The organism is Methylibium sp. Pch-M (genome assembly GCF_004136295.1).
GTDB classification, from domain to species: domain Bacteria; phylum Pseudomonadota; class Gammaproteobacteria; order Burkholderiales; family Burkholderiaceae_C; genus Methylibium; species Methylibium petroleiphilum.
Genome location: NZ_CP029606.1, coordinates 2,507,192 through 2,525,396 on the forward strand (window position 1 = coordinate 2,507,192; position 18,205 = coordinate 2,525,396).

The 18,205-nt window shown below is 71.6% G+C and carries 16 protein-coding genes; 11 read left to right on the plus strand and 5 right to left on the minus strand.

The window, feature by feature from the left end; genetic code table 11:
• Nucleotides 1-4: 4 nt before the first annotated feature.
• On the minus strand, nt 5-2,485 hold the full coding sequence (locus tag C1M51_RS12140) for an AsmA family protein (protein ID WP_165349682.1): 2,481 nt from the start codon (nt 2,483-2,485) through the stop codon (nt 5-7).
• Between the two features lie 96 nt (nt 2,486-2,581).
• On the opposite strand from C1M51_RS12140, the gene C1M51_RS12145 reads away from it, so the two are divergent.
• The 5 genes from C1M51_RS12145 to C1M51_RS12165 all read left to right on the plus strand — a co-directional run bounded on the left by C1M51_RS12145 (nt 2,582) and on the right by C1M51_RS12165 (nt 7,930).
• Nucleotides 2,582-3,700, plus strand: coding sequence for an FAD-dependent monooxygenase (locus C1M51_RS12145; RefSeq protein WP_129450097.1), 1,119 nt, complete (start codon nt 2,582-2,584; stop codon nt 3,698-3,700).
• A gap of 33 nt (nt 3,701-3,733) precedes the next feature.
• On the plus strand, nt 3,734-4,474 hold the full coding sequence (locus C1M51_RS12150; RefSeq protein WP_011828192.1) for a DsbC family protein: 741 nt from the start codon (nt 3,734-3,736) through the stop codon (nt 4,472-4,474).
• A gap of 73 nt (nt 4,475-4,547) precedes the next feature.
• A complete protein-coding gene (locus C1M51_RS12155) occupies nt 4,548-5,009 on the plus strand; it encodes a DUF3429 domain-containing protein (RefSeq protein WP_129450099.1) in 462 nt (153 codons plus the stop codon).
• Nucleotides 5,010-5,049: 40 nt separating this feature from the next.
• Nucleotides 5,050-6,765 carry a M61 family metallopeptidase gene (locus C1M51_RS12160; protein WP_129450101.1) on the plus strand — a complete coding sequence of 572 codons (1,716 nt, stop codon included), beginning with the start codon at nt 5,050-5,052 and terminating at the stop codon, nt 6,763-6,765.
• A 10-nt stretch (nt 6,766-6,775) separates the two neighbouring features.
• Entirely contained in the window at nt 6,776-7,930 is a 1,155-nt protein-coding gene (locus tag C1M51_RS12165) for a DUF3108 domain-containing protein (protein ID WP_129450103.1), read from the plus strand.
• A gap of 4 nt (nt 7,931-7,934) precedes the next feature.
• Here the strand turns inward: C1M51_RS12165 and C1M51_RS12170 are convergent, their stop codons facing one another.
• Nucleotides 7,935-8,423 carry a hypothetical protein gene (locus C1M51_RS12170; protein WP_011828196.1) on the minus strand — a complete coding sequence of 163 codons (489 nt, stop codon included), beginning with the start codon at nt 8,421-8,423 and terminating at the stop codon, nt 7,935-7,937.
• Nucleotides 8,424-8,575: 152 nt separating this feature from the next.
• Here C1M51_RS12170 and C1M51_RS12175 point away from each other — a divergent pair, with 152 nt between their 5' ends.
• Nucleotides 8,576-9,364 (plus strand): enoyl-CoA hydratase, encoded by a 789-nt coding sequence (locus C1M51_RS12175; protein ID WP_129450105.1) that lies wholly within the window; start codon nt 8,576-8,578, stop codon nt 9,362-9,364.
• On the opposite strand, the gene C1M51_RS12180 is transcribed toward C1M51_RS12175, so the two are convergent.
• The 3 genes from C1M51_RS12180 to lysS form a co-directional block, all read right to left on the minus strand.
• Nucleotides 9,355-9,738 carry a DUF779 domain-containing protein gene (locus C1M51_RS12180; RefSeq protein ID WP_011828198.1) on the minus strand — a complete coding sequence of 128 codons (384 nt, stop codon included), beginning with the start codon at nt 9,736-9,738 and terminating at the stop codon, nt 9,355-9,357. The genes C1M51_RS12175 and C1M51_RS12180 overlap by 10 nt on opposite strands.
• A gap of 79 nt (nt 9,739-9,817) precedes the next feature.
• On the minus strand, nt 9,818-11,338 hold the full coding sequence (gene adh, locus C1M51_RS12185; protein ID WP_129450106.1) for an aldehyde dehydrogenase: 1,521 nt from the start codon (nt 11,336-11,338) through the stop codon (nt 9,818-9,820).
• Nucleotides 11,339-11,682: 344 nt separating this feature from the next.
• Entirely contained in the window at nt 11,683-13,209 is a 1,527-nt protein-coding gene (lysS, locus tag C1M51_RS12190) for a lysine--tRNA ligase (protein WP_129450108.1), read from the minus strand.
• Nucleotides 13,210-13,376: 167 nt separating this feature from the next.
• Between lysS and C1M51_RS12195 the strand changes: the two genes are divergently transcribed.
• The 5 genes from C1M51_RS12195 (at nt 13,377) to C1M51_RS12215 (ending at nt 18,197) form a co-directional block, all read left to right on the plus strand.
• Nucleotides 13,377-14,651 (plus strand): lipopolysaccharide biosynthesis protein, encoded by a 1,275-nt coding sequence (locus tag C1M51_RS12195; protein WP_129450110.1) that lies wholly within the window; start codon nt 13,377-13,379, stop codon nt 14,649-14,651.
• Entirely contained in the window at nt 14,648-15,244 is a 597-nt protein-coding gene (locus C1M51_RS12200; protein ID WP_129450112.1) for an acyltransferase, read from the plus strand. Before C1M51_RS12195 ends, C1M51_RS12200 begins: the two co-directional genes overlap by 4 nt.
• A 94-nt stretch (nt 15,245-15,338) precedes the next feature.
• Complete coding sequence (locus C1M51_RS12205) at nt 15,339-16,433, plus strand: glycosyltransferase (protein WP_129450114.1); 1,095 nt, start codon at nt 15,339-15,341, stop codon at nt 16,431-16,433.
• A gap of 25 nt (nt 16,434-16,458) precedes the next feature.
• A complete protein-coding gene (locus C1M51_RS12210; RefSeq protein WP_129450116.1) occupies nt 16,459-17,481 on the plus strand; it encodes a glycosyltransferase family 2 protein in 1,023 nt (340 codons plus the stop codon).
• Nucleotides 17,478-18,197 carry a methyltransferase domain-containing protein gene (locus C1M51_RS12215; protein WP_129450118.1) on the plus strand — a complete coding sequence of 240 codons (720 nt, stop codon included), beginning with the start codon at nt 17,478-17,480 and terminating at the stop codon, nt 18,195-18,197. Before C1M51_RS12210 ends, C1M51_RS12215 begins: the two co-directional genes overlap by 4 nt.
• Nucleotides 18,198-18,205: the final 8 nt, after the last annotated feature.

The window sequence follows — 18,205 nt, forward strand, 5'->3', positions numbered from 1 at the left end:
CGCTTCAGCGCCCGAACAGCTTCTTCAGCTCGTCCTTGGCCTTCTCCTTTGCCTTGTCCTTGGCCTGTTCCTTCACAGAGGGCGCCGAGGCGCCGCTGGCCGCGGCCGCCGGCGCGGCGCTGCCGCCCAGCAGGCCGCCCAACGCCCCCTTGGCGCGGTCGCCCAGCGCGCCGCGCGCCGCCCCGCTCAACAGGTCGGCGCTCACCGCCGACCATTGCACCTTGTAGTCGACCGCCTCGAAAGGCCCGACCAACTGCACGGGCACAGTCACGCCCTTCAGCAACGCGAGATCGGCGCCGCCCTGGCCCTCGGCGGTGCCGGTGACGGTCGCCTTGGCGAGGTAGTCGACGCGGCCGCGGCCGATATCCACCAGCCCTTCGCCGCCCACGCGCAGGAACGGGCTCTTGCCCGACAGATCCTTGCTGCGCGCCACGCCGTCGGCGATGTCGAAGCTGGCGGAGATCTCCGAGAAGTCGGTCTTTTCCTCGGCGCTCGAGGCCTGTACGGCGTCCTTGTTCAGCGTGACCGCCGAGCGCCACTGCCGCAGCGTCTTCGCGAGGTTGATGCCGCGCACCGCGCCGTCGCGCAGCTGGAACGCGGCCTTGCCGTCGAGCGCCTGCTTGAGGCGCTGCACGCTGGCGCCCTGCGTCGTGACGTCGGCCGTCACGCGGCCCTTGCCCTCGAGCTTCCTGAACTGCGCCACGTCGGTCAGCAACGCGGCGATGTCGACGTCGGTCGCGTCGAGCTTCAGGCCGATGCGCTGCGCCGCCGGGTCAGCGGCCGCCTGCGCGGTGGCCTGGGCCGAGAAGCGCCCGCCCCAGGCGCGCCCGCTCAGGTCGCTGACGCGCAGCACGCCGCCGGCCAGCGTGGCCTCCAGCGCCGCATCGGCAACGCGGTAGGGCGGGTAGACCAGCGTGCCGGCGCGGAAACTGAAGCGGCCGTCGAGTGCCTTCAATCCGCCCAGATCGACCGGCGAGTCCGCCCCGGGCTTGGCGCCGGCCGGCGGGGGCTTCGGGCCGGTCGATGGTGCGACGAAGCGGGTCAGGTCCAGCGCAGCGAAGCGGGCCTGGGCATCGACGTAGGGCACCGGCTTCGACAGGTCGGCGCGGCCGCCGGCGGTGAACTTCTGGTCGTTGATCGCGCCGTCGAAGCGCCAGCTCGCGTCCTGGGCGCCGGCCTGGGCCTGGCCCTGCAGCGCCAGGTTCACCGGCGGCAGTGCCGGGTCGGTGAAGGCGAGCTTCAACTGCAGCGCATCGAGCGCGGCGGCCAGCGGCTGCGGCGCCAGCGTGAGGTCGCCGCGCACCTCGCCGTTCACGCTGCGGCCGGCGCCGCTCCCCTGGACGGCAAGCCGCAGCCCCGGCACGTGGATGCGTTCGAAGCGGCCGCTCGGCGCCTGCGATTCGAAGTCCATCTGCAGCTTGCCGACCGCCGGGCCGCCCTGCAGCGAGGCGCTGCCCTTCAATGCGCTGCCCTTCAGCGTATCGCCCGTGACCTCGAGTTTCGGCCAGGCGAGCTGGGCGGCCACGCTGTCCTCGCCGCGCCGGCCGGTCAGCTTGACGTCGAGCGCGTCGAGCCGCAGTGCGCGTTTCGGCGGGTCCAGGCGCAGCGCGTCGAGCGCAACCGTGCTGTCCTTCAGCGCCACCCCCAGGCGTTCGCCCGACAGCGTGAGCCGAAGCTTGTCGGCCTGCAGTGCACCGCTCGGGCCGTCGTAGGCCAGCGTGCCGGCGAGGCGGGCATCGAGCTGCTTCACGTCGAAGCCGTCGCCGCGCAGCGACAGCGCCAGGTCCCGCAACGCCACGCTGGCGGGCGCGCCGGCCGGCAGGCTCAGCTTCAGCTGGCCGGTGAGCTCGACGTCGGCGTTCAGCTTCGGTTGTGCCAGCGCGGCCTGGCCGACGAAGCGGATCGGTGACTCGGCGCCGTCGGCCAGGCGGCCGGTACGGAGCTCCTTGACGACGAAGCGGCCGTCGAGACCCAGTGGCACGTCCTTCACCGTCGCCTGCAGGTCCTTGAATTCGATCGCGCTGATGTCGAATGCCAGCGCCTGGGAGGAGGCGTTGGCGGCGGGGGCGTCCTTCGCGTCGGTGGCGGGGCTCAGCAGATCGTCGATGTTGCGGCGGCCATCGGCGTCGCGGCGGTAGTTCACGCGCACGCCGCGCGCCGACACGCGATCGACCGCCAGCCGCTGCTTCAGCAGCGGCATCACCTGCACCGCGAGCGTGGCTTCCTGCAGCGCAGCGAACTCGTCGGGGCGCCGGTGCTCGCTGAGCTTCACGTCGCGCAGCGTCACCTCGAGGCGGGGAAAGACCGACAGCCCGATCGGTCCGTCGATCGCCAGCGTGCGGGCCTTGTGCTCGCGCATCCAGTCGATCAGCAAGCCCTTGTAGCGATTGGGGTCGAAGCTTGCGACGAGGTAGGCCGCGGCGGCCATGGCCAGGCCCAGCAGCACGGCCAGGGCGATCAGCGAACGACGGAGCCAGACGGGCATGGCATGGGCCAGGGCAGAAGGCCCCGTGCAGTGGCGGTCGGGGCATTGTGCCGCCGGCCCTGTTGCAACGAGGGGCTCCCTACAATGTGAATCGCAATGAAGCATTTCGACGTGAGCGTGCGGGGCCGCGGCGCGGTGGGGCAGGCGCTGGCCTTGTCGCTCGCTCGCCTCGGGCTGCGCGTGGCACTGTCCGGTGCCCCGGCGCCCGAGAGCCCCGATGTGCGCACCTACGCGCTCGGCGCCCGATCGGTGGCCTTGCTGCAGCAGTTGCGGGTCTGGGAGGCGCTGCGTGCGGCCACGCCGTCGGCCGCGACCCGCGTGCTCGACATGCAGGTGGCCGGCGACGCCGGCGGCACGCTGGCCTTCAGCGCGTGGCAGCAGTGCGTCGGCGAGCTGGCATGGATCGTCGATGCCGCCGCGCTGGAGCGCGAACTGGCGACCGCACTGCGCTTCTCGCCGCACGTCGCGCTGCTCGACGAGGCCCCGCCGGCGGCGCTGGTCGCGCTGTGCGAGGGCAAGGATTCGCGTGAGCGCGAGGCGCTCGGCATCGAGGTCGAACGCCACGACTATGGCCAGCGCGCGATCGCCGCGCGGCTGGCCAGCGACCGGCCGCACCAGGGCATCGCCCGGCAATGGTTCCGCGCACCCGACGTGCTGGCGCTGCTGCCCTTCGACCTGCCGGGCGAGGCGGGCGGCTACGGCCTGGTCTGGTCGCTGCCGGACGCGCGCGCGGCCGAACTGCTGGCGCTGGACGACGGCGCCTTCGAGCACGCACTGAACGAGGCCAGCCATGGCCAGGCCGGCCGGCTGGCGCTGCGCGGCGCCCGCGCGGCCTGGCCGCTGCGACTGGCGCGTGCGACGCGATGGCACGGGCCCGGCTGGGTGCTGCTGGGCGACGCCGCCCACGTGGTGCACCCGCTGGCCGGCCAGGGACTGAACCTGGGGCTGGCCGATGTCGACACGCTGTGCGCGGTGATCGCCGAGTGCCAGCAGCGCGAGGCCTGGCGCTCGCTGGGCGACGAACGGCTGCTGGCGCGCTACGCCCGCCGCCGCGCCGCTCCCACCTGGGCGATGGGCCGCGTGACCGACGGCCTGCTGCAACTTTTTGCCCACGAGAGTACCCCGGTGAAGGAACTCCGCAACCGCGGCCTGACTCTCGTGAATCACCTGCCGGTGCTCAAGCGCTGGCTCACCGACCGCGCGTTGCGGGGCTGACGCCCCTCCCTCCCGCGCGCACCGAGGATCACCATGAAGTTCAAGACAGCCGCGCTGGCGGCGGCAACGGTCGCAGCCATCGCCACCACCCTTGCGTTGACGGCCGTGGCCCAGGTGCCGCAGGAGGCGGCGATCCGCAAGGCGCTCGGCGAGCGCCTGAACAGCAGCGCGAAGATCGACGAGGTCAACAAGGCCCCGATCGCCGGCCTGTTCGAGGTGCGCATCGGCAACGACGTCTTCTACACCGACGCCGAGGGCGCCTACCTGATCCGCGGCGAGATCCTCGACCTGAAGACCAAGCGCAACCTGACCGAGGAGCGTGTCGCCAAGCTCACCGCGATCGACTTCGCCTCGCTGCCGCTGAAGGACGCGGTGGTCTGGAAGACCGGCACCGGCGCACGCAAGATTGCCGTCTTCGCCGACCCGAACTGCGGCTACTGCAAGCGCTTCGAGAAGGAGCTCTCGAACGTCAAGGACCTGACGGTCTACACCTTCTTGCTGCCCATCCTGGGCGGCGATTCGCCGGACAAGGCGAACGCGATCTGGTGCGCCAAGGACGCCTCGGTGGCGTGGCGCGCCTGGATGGTCGACGGCGTGCAGCCGCCCAAGCTGCTGGGTGCCTGTGCGTCGCCGGTGGAGCGCAACGTCGAGCTGAGCCGCAAGCACCGGGTCAACGGCACGCCGGCCATCGTGTTCGAGGACGGCACCCGCGTGCCGGGCATGCTGACGGCGCCGCAACTCGAGAAGCAGCTCGCCAGCGTCGGCAAGTCCTGAGCCGGGCGAGCGGAGTGCCGCAGCACGCGTGCGCGGCTGCGGCGACAATCCGCCCGCGCTCCGAACTTCCTCGATGGCCCCCGTGGGATCCGCCTCTTCCGCCGACGTCAACCTGCCTCCGCACCCGTTGGCGCTGCGCCTCGGCTATGCCGGCCTGATTCCCTTCGTGCTCGGCGCGCTGCTGACCTGGCTGGTGCGGCCCGATGCGCACCCCTACGTGACCGATGCGCTGGCCAAGTACGCGGCGCTGATCGTGTCCTTCCTCGGGGGCGTGCACTGGGGCCTGGGCCTGCGGCAGCGGGTGCCGTCGCCGAGCCGGTTCGCCTGGGCCGTGCTGCCGATGCTGCTGGCCTGGATCGCCGTGGTGATGCCGCCGTACGCCGGGCTCGCGCTGCTCGGTGCGCTGCTGGTGGTCTGCTACCTCGTCGATCGCCGCATCTACCCGGCGCACGGCCTGGGAGCCTGGCTGGTGCTGCGCTTCCGGCTCAGCGCGGTCGCCAGCCTCAGCTGCTTCATCGCCGCGGCCGGCAGCTGATGCCCGCCGCCTCCCATTGCCTTCCGGAACCGAGTTCTCGATGATCCGTTACCGCCTCGAGGTGGCCGACGCCCTGGCCCACCAGTTCCGCGTCACCCTCACCATTGCGCAGCCGGCCGAAGAGCAGGCGCTGAGCCTGCCGGTGTGGATTCCCGGCAGCTACCTGGTGCGGGAGTTCGCCCGCCACCTGTCCCAGCTCGAGGCGCGCCAGGGCGATCGCAGCGTGCCCTTGATCCAGAGCGACAAGGCCGGCTGGGTGGCGCACTGCCACGGCCGTGGCGCGCTGGTGGTGAGCTACGTGGTCTACGCTTTCGACACCTCGGTGCGCGCGGCCTACCTCGATGCCCGGCGCGGCTTCTTCAACGGCACCGGCGTGTTCCTGCGCGTGCACGGCCGCGAGCACGAGCCGCACCGGCTGCGGATCGCCGGGCTGCCCAGGGGCTGGCAGGTCGCGACAGCGCTGCCGCTCGCCGGCGCCGACCACGAGGCGGCCGACTACGACGAACTGGTCGACCACCCGGTGGAGCTGGGCCGCTTCTGGCGCGGCAGCTTCAAGGCGGCGGGCGTGCCGCACGAGTTCGTCGTGGCCGGCGCGCTGCCCAGCTTCGACGGCGAGCGCCTGCTGGCCGACACCCGGCGCATCTGCGAGGCGCAGATCGCCTTCTGGCACGGCGGCAAGAAGCCGCCGTTCAAGCGCTACGTCTTCCTGCTCAATGCGGTGGACGACGGCTACGGCGGCCTCGAGCACCGCGCCAGCACCGCGCTGATCGCCAACCGCCGCGACCTGCCGCGCAGCGGCATGAAGTCGGCGGGCGACGGCTACGTGACGTTGCTGGGCCTGATCAGCCACGAGTACTTCCACACCTGGAACGTCAAGCGGATGCGGCCGCGCGACTTCGAGCGCTACGACTACACGCGCGAGAACTACACCGAGCTGCTGTGGTTCTTCGAGGGCTTCACGTCCTACTACGACGACCTGGTGCTGCGGCGTACCGGCCTGATCGACGAGGCACGCTACCTCAAGCTGCTGGCCAAGACCGTCAACAACGTGCGCGGCACGCCGGGGCGCACGGTGCAGAGCGTGGCCGAGGCCAGCTTCGACGCCTGGGTCAAGTACTACCGGCCCGACGAGAACACCGTCAACGCCACGGTCAGCTACTACACCAAGGGCTCGCTGGTCGCGCTGGCGCTCGACCTGACGCTGCGCAGCGAGGGCGCCGGCACGCTCGACGACGTGATGCGCGGCCTGTGGGCGCGCAGCGGCGGTGGGCCGATCGCCGAGACCGACATCGCCGCGGTGCTGGCCGAGGTCGGTGGCCGCTCTCTGGCGAGCGAATTGACCGCCTGGGTGCACGGCACCGGCGAACTGCCGCTGCAGCCGCTGCTGGCGAAGTTCGGCGTGGCCTGGAGCGAAGAGCTGCCCGTGCTGGCGCAGCGGCTCGGCGCGCGGCTCAGCGACAGCGGCGGCCTGCTGAAACTGCAGTCGGTCCTGCGCGGCGGCGCGGCCGAGCGCGCCGGGCTGGCGGCCGGCGACGAGCTGGTGGCACTCGACGGCTGGCGCCTCAAGCGCATCGACGACCTGAGTGCCCTGCAGGCCTGCGAGCGCCCGATGCCGCTGCTGGCGGCACGCGACCAGCGTCTGCTGGCTCTGACGCTGCCGGCGGCGCAGGCCGGCGGCGCGGTGACGCTGGTCGCGGCAGCGCAGGCCGACGCCGGAGACCGTGCGCGCCGCCACGCCTGGCTCGGCGGCACCTGACCGTCCGGCCGTGAGCACCAGCTCGCAGCGCGCGCGCCGGCCGGTGCGGCGCGGCGTCTTTGCACTGCTGGCCGGCCTCAGCCTGCTGCTGCACCTGTGGCTGGCCGATCGCATCGGCGGGCTGCTCGGCGAGGGCGCGGCCGCTGCGGACAGCCCGCCCCGGATGCAGGCCGCCTTCGTCCGCGAGCTGCAGCCGGCAGCACCTCCGGCCGTTGCCCCGGCCCCGGCCGCACCGGCGCGACGTGCGGCCCCGGCCGCGCCGGAGGCGACACCGGTACCGGCGTCGGCGCCACAACCCGGGCCGGTCGATCCCGTCGACCCGATCGCCGACAGCGCGCCCGCGCCCGCGTCGGACGCCGCTGTGGCCGAGTCGATGCCGGCGCCGGCACAGGCCGATGACGCGGCGGCAGCGGCCGTGTCCGAAACGGCCGCGAGTGCGCCCACCGGTCCGCTGCCGGGCCCACCCTCCTTCGCCTGGCCGGCGTCGACCCGCCTGAGCTACACGCTCACCGGCTACGTGCGCGGCGAGGTGCTCGGCACCGCGCAGGTCGAGTGGCTGCGCGACGGCGACCGCTACCAGGTGCACCTGGACGTGGTCGTCGGGCCGGGCTTCGCCCCCCTGATGCAGCGGCGCATGACGAGCGACGGCGAGATCACCCCGCAGGGACTGGTGCCGCGCCGCTACGACGAGCGGACCCAGGTGGCGTTCGGCCGCACGCGAACGGCCAGCCTGCACTTCGACGCCGACGGCGTGACGCTCGCCAACGGCCAGCGCCATCCCGGTCTGCCGGCGCTGCAGGACACCGCAAGCCAGTTCGTGCAGCTGACCTACCTGTTCACCACCGGCGCCGAGCGCCTGCAGCCCGGCGGACGCATCGAGATGCCCCTGGCGCTGCCGCGGCGCGTGGACCGCTGGGTGTACGACGTGATCGGCGAGGAGGTCCTGGCCACCCCGTTCGGTCCGGTGCCGGCCTGGCATCTGCGGCCGCAGCGGGAAGGCGACGCCAGTTCGCTCAGCATCGAGGCCTGGTTCGCGCCCAGCCTGCAGTACCTGCCGGTGCGCATCGTGATCCGTCGCGGGACCGATGAATTCATCGACCTGATGATCGAGCGCCTGCCCCTGCAGGCCGCCGACGAGCCCTTGGGCGGATCGGCGCTGCGCTGACCGTTCAGCTGCCGGTGCGGGCGAGGCCGACGTGCTGCTCGAACTCGGCCGCCTTCGCCTCGCCGAGCTGCTGGCGGACGACGGTGACGGCCAGCGCGAGCGCGGCCTGCATCGCCTCGGGCGTCTTGGCCTTCTCGACACGGATGTTCGTCGAATCGGCGTAGGGGCCGAGGTGCGCGCTCATCCAGCGCACGGCCCGTTGCCGCGTCTCCTGGAGTGTCAGCACCACGGCATTGACCAGCGGCGTCGCCGGGGCGGCTTCGGCCGGTAACACCACATGCACCGCCGTGACGGCGATCACCTCGATATGACCCTGCTCAAGCAGCGCCTGCAGCGTGTCGTCGGCGGGTGGGGCGATCAGCTTCCTGAGTTCTTCGTCCGAGCGCTTGCCGTCGACGAGGATCAGTGCCTGACGCAGGCGCGGCACCAGCCGCAGTGCGCGGGTGGCAATCTCGTTGCGACCTTGTTCCGTCTTGCGGTAGATGGTGCTCATGCGTTCCGACGAAGAAAACTTCGCAAGTTTGTAAGACTAGCGCAAGCTGATGTCCCCGGCTGCGTCACCCGGTCGGCTGCGCAGCAGCAGGTGCGAAGGACAGCACGCCGCTGCCCGTTACAGTGTCACCTACTGCGAAAGGACGCCCTGACATGGACTACCAGCATCTGCTGACCGAAGTGCGCGGCAGCGCCGCGCTGAAGACCGGGTGGATCACTCTGAACCGGCCCAAGGCGCTGAATGCGCTCAACGATGCGCTGATGGACGAACTGGGCGACGCGCTGCGGGTCTACGATGCCGACGCCTCGATCGGCTGCGTGGTGATCACCGGCAGCGATAAGGCCTTCGCCGCCGGCGCCGACATCGGCGGCATGGCGTCGCAGACCTACATGGACGCCTACAAGGGCGACTTCATCACCCGCAACTGGGAGGCGGTGCGCAGCGTGCGCAAGCCGGTGATCGCGGCAGTGGCCGGCTACGCGCTGGGCGGTGGCTGCGAGCTGGCCATGATGTGCGACCTGATCATCGCCGCGGACACGGCGCGCTTCGGTCAGCCGGAGATCAAGCTCGGCATCATCCCCGGCGCTGGCGGCACGCAGCGGCTGCCGCGGGCGGTCGGCAAGGCCAAGGCGATGGACCTGGTGCTGACGGCACGCATGATGGATGCGGCCGAGGCCGAGCGCGCCGGCCTGGTGTCACGCGTGGTGCCGGCCGATCGCCTGCTGGCCGAGGCCCAGGAGGCGGCGGACGCGATCGGCGCGATGGGGTTGCCGGCCATCCTGGTGGCGAAGGAGTGCGTGAACCGCGCCTACGAGTCGCCGCTGTCGGACGGCGTGTGGTTCGAGCGGCGCATGTTCCAGTCGCTGTTCGGCACCGAGGACCAGAAGGAAGGCATGGACGCCTTCGCGAACAAGCGCAAGCCGGTGTTCCGTCACCGCTGAGCGGCAGCGCGCTCGTCCTCCAGGATCTGCGCGAACTCCTCGTCGGTGAACAGCCTCGACCGGGTGTGGAAGGCCTTGCCTTCCGGCCCCTCGAGCGAGAAGGTGCCGCCGCCGTGGCCGTCGATCACGTCGATGATCAGCTGGGTGTGCCGCCAGTACTCGTACTGCGACTTGCTGATGTAGAACGGGCAGCCGCCGATGTCGCCGAGGTACACGTCACCGGCACCGATGGTGAGTTCGCCCGGCAGGTAGCAGTTGGCGGCGCTGTTGTCGCAGCATCCGCCCGACTGGTGGAACATGAGTTCGCCATGTTTCCGCTTGAGCAGCTCGATGAGCTCGACCGTCGCAGGTGTGGCAATGACTTTGTCGACCATGTGGATCACCCATGGAAAAAGGGGGTGGATGCCCACCCCCTTGGTTTGCAGGCGCAGCGCCGGCGTCGCGATCTCGCGATCAGAAGAAGCCGAGCTTGTTCTCGCTGTAGCTGACCAGCAGGTTCTTGGTCTGCTGGTAGTGGTCGAGCATGACCTTGTGGTTCTCGCGGCCGATGCCCGACTCCTTGTAGCCGCCGAAGGCGGCGTGCGCGGGGTAGGCGTGGTAGCAGTTGGTCCACACGCGACCGGCCTTGATGGCGCGGCCCATGCGGTAGGCCACGTTGCCGTTGCGGCTCCACACGCCGGCGCCCAGACCGTAAAGCGTGTCGTTGGCGATGGCGAGGGCTTCCGCCTCGTCCTTGAAGGTGGTCACGGCCAGCACCGGGCCGAAGATCTCCTCCTGGAAGATGCGCATCTTGTTGTGGCCCTTGAAGATGGTGGGCTGCACGTAGTAGCCGCCGTCGAGGTCGCCGCTCATCTGGGCCTGCTGGCCGCCGATCAGCACCTGCGCGCCTTCCTGCTTGCCCAGGTCGAGGTAGGACAGGATCTTGGTCAGTTGTTCCTTCGAGGCCTGCGCGCCGATCATCGTGTCGGTGTCGAGCGGGCTGCCCTGCTTGATCGCGGCCACGCGCTTGAGGGCGCGCTCCATGAACTTGTCGTAGATCGACTCGTGGATCAGCGCGCGCGACGGGCAGGTGCAGACCTCGCCCTGGTTGAACGCGAACAGCACCAGGCCCTCGATCGCCTTGTCGAGGAAGGCATCGTCCTTGTCCATCACGTCGGCGAAGAACACGTTCGGCGACTTGCCGCCCAGCTCCAGCGTGGCCGGGATCAGGCTGTTGGCGGCGGCCTGCGCGATCACGCGGCCGGTGGAGGTGGAGCCGGTGAAGGCGATCTTGGCGATGCGCTTGCTGGTGGCCAGCGGCATGCCGGCTTCACGACCGAAGCCGTTGACGATGTTCAGCACGCCCGGCGGCAGCAGGTCGGCGATCAGCTCGGCCAGCACCAGGATGCTGACCGGGGTCGACTCGGCCGGCTTGAGCACCACGCAGTTGCCCGCGCCCAGGGCCGGCGCCAGCTTCCAGGCGGCCATCAGGATCGGGAAGTTCCAGGGAATGATCTGGCCGACGACGCCGAGCGGCTCGTGGAAGTGGTAGGCCACCGTGGTTTCGTCGATCTCGCTGACGCCGCCTTCCTGCGCGCGCACGCAGCCGGCGAAGTAGCGGAAGTGGTCGGCGCTCAGCGGGATGTCGGCGTTGAGCGTTTCACGCATCGGCTTGCCGTTGTCCACCGATTCCGCATAGGCCAGCAGTTCCACGTTGGCGTCGATGCGGTCGGCGATCTTCAGCAGCACGTTGGCCCGCTCGGTGGCCGAGGTGCGGCCCCACTTGTCGGCGGCGGCGTGGGCGGCGTCGAGCGCCAGCTCGATGTCCTCCGCGCCCGAACGGGCGGCGCGGGTGTAGGTCTTGCCGGTGATCGGCGTGATCACGTCGAAGTACTGTCCCTTCACGGGGGCCACGAACTTGCCGCCGATGAAGTTGTCGTACTGGGCCTTGAAGGCGACCTTGGAATCGGAGGAGCCGGGAGGGGCGTAGCGCATGGGGTGTCTCCAAAGTAAGTGGGATGAGCGGGTAATCCGTCGTTCGCGACTGCAGGGGCCGCGTGCCGGATGCCTTGGGGTCCGACAGGGCAGGGTTCGTGCCACGCGGCACACGGGGCCGCGCAACGACCGATCCATTGCAGTAATCGCGAACAAGGATTGCTACCGGCTGCGCCATCCAGGGTCGTGGCGGCGTCACTTGCTACCTGGTGGAGCAACAGCGGAGCAGGCGCGCAGGAATTCAACCTATGCGATCAACTACATAGGATGGACGGCGAAGATCCGCATCGATGCGGGCATCGGCGCCCTGCATCGATGCGACGCCGTGGCGTGCGCGGTTCGGCTCAGCCCTCGCGCCGCAGCGCGGGGAACAGGATCACGTCGCGGATGTTCGGCGAGTCGGTCAACAGCATCATCAGTCGGTCGATGCCGATGCCGCAGCCGCCGGTGGGCGGCAGGCCGTGCTCGAGCGCGCGGATGTAGTCGGCGTCGAAGTACATCGCCTCCTCGTCACCGGCGTCCTTGTTCGAGGCCTGGGCCGCGAAGCGCGCGGCCTGGTCCTCGGGGTCGTTGAGCTCCGAGAAGCCGTTGCCGAACTCGCGGCCGGTGATGAAGAGCTCGAAGCGCTCGGTGATCGTCGGGTCGGCATCGGAGGCGCGGGCCAGCGGCGACACCTCCACCGGGTAGTCGACGATGAAGGTCGGCTGCCACAGCTTTTCCTCGACGGCCGCCTCGAACAGGCCGAACTGCAGTTCGGCGAGCGACCAGTGCGCCGGAGCCTTCTCGCCATGCGCTTCGAGCTTCGCGCGCAGCACCGTGGAGTCGACGGCCTCCGCCGCACTCAATCCTGCATGGGCGACCAGCGAGTCGCGCACCGAGAGCCGCGCGAACGGCGATTCCAGGTCGACGGCCTGCCCACCGTAGGCGAGCTGCGCCGTGCCCACCGCCTTGCGCGCGGCGTGGCGCAGGATCTGCTCGGTGAAGTCCATCAGGTCGTGGTGGGTCCAGTAGGCCGCGTAGAACTCCATCATCGTGAACTCGGGGTTGTGCCGGACCGACACGCCCTCGTTGCGGAAGTTGCGGTTGATCTCGAACACCCGCTCGAAGCCGCCCACCACCAGCCGCTTCAGGTAGAGCTCGGGCGCGATGCGCAGGAACATCTGCTGGTCGAGCGCGTTGTGGTGCGTCACGAAGGGCTTGGCGTTCGCGCCGCCGGGGATGGGGTGCAGCATCGGCGTCTCGACCTCGAGGAAGCCGTGCTCGACCATGAACTGCCGGATCGAGCTCACGGCCTTGCTGCGCGCGCGGAAGCGCTCGCGCGAGGCCTCGTCCATGATCAGGTCGACCTCGCGCTGGCGGTACTTGAGCTCCTGGTCGGCCATGCCGTGGAACTTGTCGGGCAGCGGCCGCAGGCTCTTGGTCAGCAGGCGGATCGTGCCGACCTTGAGGCTCAGCTCGCCGGTGCGGGTCTTGAACAGCGTGCCCTCGGCGCCAAGGATGTCGCCCAGGTCCCAGTGCTTGAAGGCGGCCAGTGCCTCCGGGCCGACGGCGTCGGACGTGATGTAGAGCTGGATGCGGCCCGAGCCGTCCTGCAGCGTCGCGAAGCAGGCCTTGCCCATCACGCGCTTGAGCATCATGCGGCCGGCGATGCGGGCCGGGATGGCCAGCGCCTCCAGCTCCTCGGCGCTCTTGCCCTCGTGCAGGCGGTGCAGGTCGACGGCGTGGTCGCCCGGCTTGAAGTCATTGGGGAAGGCGGCTCTCCCCGTGGCCTGGGCCTGCGCACGCAGTGCAGCAAGCTTCTCGCGGCGTTCGGCGATCAGCTGGTTGTCGTCGGTGCCGGGCGTGGCGGCGTTCGGGGGCGTGGTGGTCATGGGGTGGTCCTGGGAGCGGCGGCACGCGGGCAAGGCGCGCGCGGCGGGCAAGCGGCGGATTTTAGAGACTGGCTCCGTGCCACCGGCCGGGGCCACCGGTCGAGGCGCGGCCGGGCCGCGCCGTCCCCGACAATCGGACGCCGCCCCTTCCGTCGCCGACCGCCTCGATGCCGCCCCGCTCGCTCGCCCGTGGCGCCGCCCTGAATCTGGCGGCGCGCTTCGCCGCGGTGTTGCTCGGCCTGGCCATCCTGGTCACGGTGGCCCGGCTCGGTCCGGCGGTGCAGGGGGCGTTCGCGCTGTTCGTGGCGGTGGAGGCCGCGCTGCTGACGTTGTTTTCCGGGCTGGGTCTGCTGCTGGCGCGCGAGGTGTCGCACCGCGAGGTGCCGCCGGCACCGCTGCTCGCCGCGCTGTTGCGCGCGGCGCTGGGGCTGGGGCTGGCGGCTGCCGCGGGCCTGCTGGCCGTGTCGGCCGGTTCGGAGGCGGCGCCCTACCGCCACCTGTGGCTGCTCGCGCTGGCTGCCCCCTTCCTGCTGCTGGTGCCGACCGCCAGCGGCCTGTGGCTGGGCCAGGGGCGCATGGGCCCGCTCAACGTGCCGCAGGTGGCGGCGCCGGCCCTCGTGCTGGCACTGTTGCTCGCCGCAGGGGCCGCGTGGCCGTCGGCGGGCGCGGCGCCGACCGTGCTCGCGGTGCTGGCGGCCTGGGTGCTCGGCAAGGCGCTGGTCGGCATCGGCACCGGCTGGGCTGCGAGGCGCGATGCCGGCCCGGCCGCGCCGCAGCGCGGCGTGCTGCGCGATCGTTGGCGCTTCGTGGCGACGATCGGCGCGACCAACCTGGTCAGCCTGCTGAACTACCGCGCCACGCTGTTCCTGCTGGAGCGCCACGGCGGGCTCGCCGAGACGGGCGTCTACTCGGTGGCGGTGCAGGTGGCCGAACTGCTGTGGCTGCTGTCGTCGGCGGTCACCGTGTCGGCCTACCACCGCATCGGCGCGCCCGACGCGCAACAGGCTGCCTGGACCACGCTGCGCGCCGTGCAGGTGAACCTGCTCGCGACGCTGCTGGCAGCGCCGCTGTTGTACGCGGGTGCCGCGTTCGCACTGCCGGCCGTGCTGGGCCCGGCCTATGCCGGCGCGGTGCTGCCGCTGGCGCTGCTGCTGCCGGGCGTCGCCGGCTACGCCGCGGCATCCAGCCTGTCGGCCTACTACACCAACCACCGCGGCCGGCCGCAGTGGTCGGCCGGCATCGCCGGCCTGTCGCTCGTGCTCACGCTGGGCATCGCAGCCTGGAGCATCCCCCGCCACGGTGCCGCGGGCGCGGCGCTCGCGACCTCGCTGGCCTACGGCGTGGCGATCGCGGTCGCGCTGGCGCTGTTTCTTCGCGATACGAAGTTGCCCTGGACGGCCTTGTTCAGCGGCTGGCGCGCGCCACAATCCGGGCCGGCATGAACGGCTTGAAGCGACCCCTGATCGGACTCTGGCAGCGCCTCGTCGCGCCCCGCATGGTCTATGGCGTGCGCAGCGCCGACGGCGGGTGGCGGGACCACAGCCGCATCGGCAGCCACACCCACGTGGAGGCCCGCGAGCGGCTCGTGCTGGGCGACCACGTGTTCATCGGCCAGTTCAACTTCATCGACGCCTCGGGCGGCCTGCGCATCGACGAAGGCTGCCAGATCACGAACTTCGTCTCGGTGCTGACGCATTCCAGCCACCTGGCGCTGCGCCTGGAGCGCGAGCGCTACTGGGGCCACGCGGCGCCGGCCGGCTTGCAGCGCGCGCCGGTGGCGCTGGGCGCCTGGAGCTTCATCGGACCGCATAGCGTGATCGCACCCGGCAGCACGCTCGGCCGTGGCGTGCTGGTCAAGGCCGGCAGCTACGTGAGCGGCGACGTGCCGGCCTTCGCCATCGTCGAGGGCCAGCCGGCGCGGGTGGTGGGCGACACGCGTGAGCTCGACCGGGCGTGGATCGAGCAGCACGAGGCGAGCTACGGCGAGCCGGCGCGCCTGGCCTACGAGGCCTGGGCGCGCGGGGAGGACGCGTGAGACTTTCAGTGTCGATCGTCGCGCCGGGCCGCCCCAAGCAAGGCCCGACCCTCGTGGAGGGGCGCTCGCCGTACCCGGCGAGCGGGGTGCTGTCATGAACCGGATTTTGTTCTTCGCCGACGCGAGCAACCTGCACACGCAGCGCTGGGTGCGCGAGATCGCCGACCGCGGCTACGACTGCGTGGTGCTCACGCGCCGTCCGGCCGAGGTGCCGGGCGCCAGCGACGTGATCGCGGTGCGCCCCGGCAGCGACGGCGCCGGCTGGTTCCTCGCGCTGCCCGAGGTGCAGCGCCTGGCGCGCCGGCTCTCGCCGCAGTGGTTGCACGGCCACTACGTCACGTCCTACGGCCTGTGGGCGGCGGCCTGCTCGCTGGGCGCACAGGTGCCTCGGGTGCTGACGGCCTGGGGCTCCGACATCCTGGTCACGCCGCGCGCCCCGGGGCTGCGCGGCGGTGCGATGGCGGCGCTGGTGGGCTGGTCGCTCCGGCGCGCGCGGCTCATCACCGCCGACTCGCAGGACATGCTGACCGAGATCCGCCGCTACGGCGTGACGGGGCGCTGCGAAGAGGTGCTGTGGGGCGCCGACACCGACCGCTTCCGTCCCGGCAAGCCGGCCGCCGACTTCGAGATCGCCAGCCTGCGCAACTGGGAGGCCAACTACAACATCGACACCGTGCTGCGCGCCTTCGCGCGGCTGCGCGCGGTGCGTCCGCAGGCCAACGCCACGCTGCACCTGCTCGGCGGCGGGCCCGACGAGGCGGCCCTGAAGGCGCTGGCCGCCGAGCTGGCGCTGCCGGCGGAATCGGTCCGCTTCCTGGGGCGGGTGGGCGAGGCGACCCTGATCACGACGCTGCAGCGTTCGCGCGTGTCGCTGAGCGTGCCGAGCAGTGACGCCACCTCGGTCTCGCTGCTGGAGTCGATGGCCTGCGGCCTGCCGGTGGTGGCGAGCGACCTGCCCGCCAACCGGCAGTGGATCCGCGGCGACGCCGATCTGCTGGTGCCGGCGCGCGACGCGAGCGCGCTCGCCGCGGTCCTGCTGCGGCTCCACGACGAGCCGGAGTTCGCGCGAGGCGAGGGCCTGCACAACCGCGCGCTGGCGGTGGAGCGCGCCTCGCGCCGGGTGCAGATGGACCGCATGGCGACGCTCTACGAATCGCTGCGCCCGCGGGTGGCGGTACCCGTCGCGTGAGCCGGATGAACCGAGAGGCCTTGCCATGACCCAACGCCGCATCAGCGTGATCGCCCCCTGCCGCAACGAGCAGGCGCATGTGGTGGCCTTCTGCGACGCGGTGGCCGCGCAGGCGCTGCCGGAGGGTGTGGCGCTCGAGGTGCTGGTGGCCGACGGCATGAGCGACGACGGCACGCGCGAGCTGCTGGCACAGCGCTGCGCGGCCGACCCGCGCTTCGCGATGATCGACAACCCGCGGCGCATCGTCTCGAGCGGGTTGAACCGCTGCATCGAGCGCGCACGCGGCGAGGTCATCGTCCGCATGGACCTCCACACCCGGTACGAAAGCGACTACATCGTCGAGTGCCTGGCCGCGCTGGAGCGCACCCGCGCGGCCAATGTCGGCGGGCCGTGGCGTGCCGAAGGCGAGGGCGCCACCCAGGAGGCCATCGCCGCGGCCTTCCAGTCGCGCTGGGTCACGGGCGGCGCGCGTTCGCGCGCGCTCGACCACGAAGGCCCGGCCGACACCGTCTACCTCGGTTGCTGGCCGCGTGCCACCTTCGACCGCTACGGCCTGTTCGACGAGGACCTGGTGCGCAACCAGGACGACGAGCACAACCTGCGTCTCACGCGCCGCGGCGCGGTGGTCTGGCAGAGCGCGCGCATCGTGTCGGTCTACCGCCCGCGCGAGACGCTGGCCCAGCTGTTCCGCCAGCAGCTGCAGTACGGCTACTGGAAGCCCTTCGTGATGCGCAAGCACGGGCAGGCGGCGGCATTGCGCCAGCTGGCACCGGGCGCCTTCGTCGCGGCGCTGGCGCTGTCGCTGCTGCTCGGCCTGGTGTGGCCGGCCGCCGGCCGCGGTGCCGTGCTGCTGGGCAACCTGTACGGCGTGTACGTGCTGGCCGCGTCGCTGGCCATCGCGCGCGACGAGGGCTACGAGCTCCTGCTGCGCCTGCCGCTGGTGATCGTGACGTACCACGCGGGCTACGGACTGGGCACCTTGTGCGGCTGGTTCGACGTGCTGCGCGGCCGCTCGCCGTCGCCTGCCTTCGGCACGCTGACCCGATGAGCCGGCCGGCCGCGCAAGACGACGAGGCTCGCGCGGTCGCCGAGCGCTATGCCCGCCGCGACGCGCAGGCCGATGCGCGGCGCTACGGCCTGTTCGACGCGGCCGCGCTGCAGGCCCAGCAGGAGCGGCTGCGCGTGATGGTGGCGCTGTGGCGTGCGCACGGCTGGGACGACCTGGCCGGGCGCGACCTGATCGAGGTCGGCTGCGGGGCCGGCGGCAACCTGCTCGACCTGCTGCGGCTGGGCGCCGAGCCGGACCGGCTGGCGGGCATCGAGCTGCAGGCCGAACGGGCCGCCGCGGCCCGCCGTCTGCTGCCCCCGGCGGTGCAGGTGATCGAGGGCGACGCCACGCGCGCCGACCTGGCCCCGGCGAGCCAGGACGCGGTGCTGGCGTTCACCGTGTTCTCCTCGCTGCTGGACGACACGGCCCAGCAACGTCTGGCTGCGACAATCTGGGCCTGGGTGCGGCCCGGCGGCGGTGTGCTGTTCTACGACTTCGCGGTCGACAACCCGCGCAACGCCGACGTGCGGGGCGTGTCCGTGGCGCGTGTCCGGGCGCTGTTTCCGCAGGCGCGCTGCACGGTGCGGCGGCTCACGCTGGCGCCGCCGCTGGCGCGCGCTGCGGCGCGGCTGCATGCCGGGCTGCCGGCCTGGACGAACGCCTTGCTGCCCGTGCTGCGCACCCACCGCATGGCCTGGCTGGTCAAGGATCGATGAACTGGAGA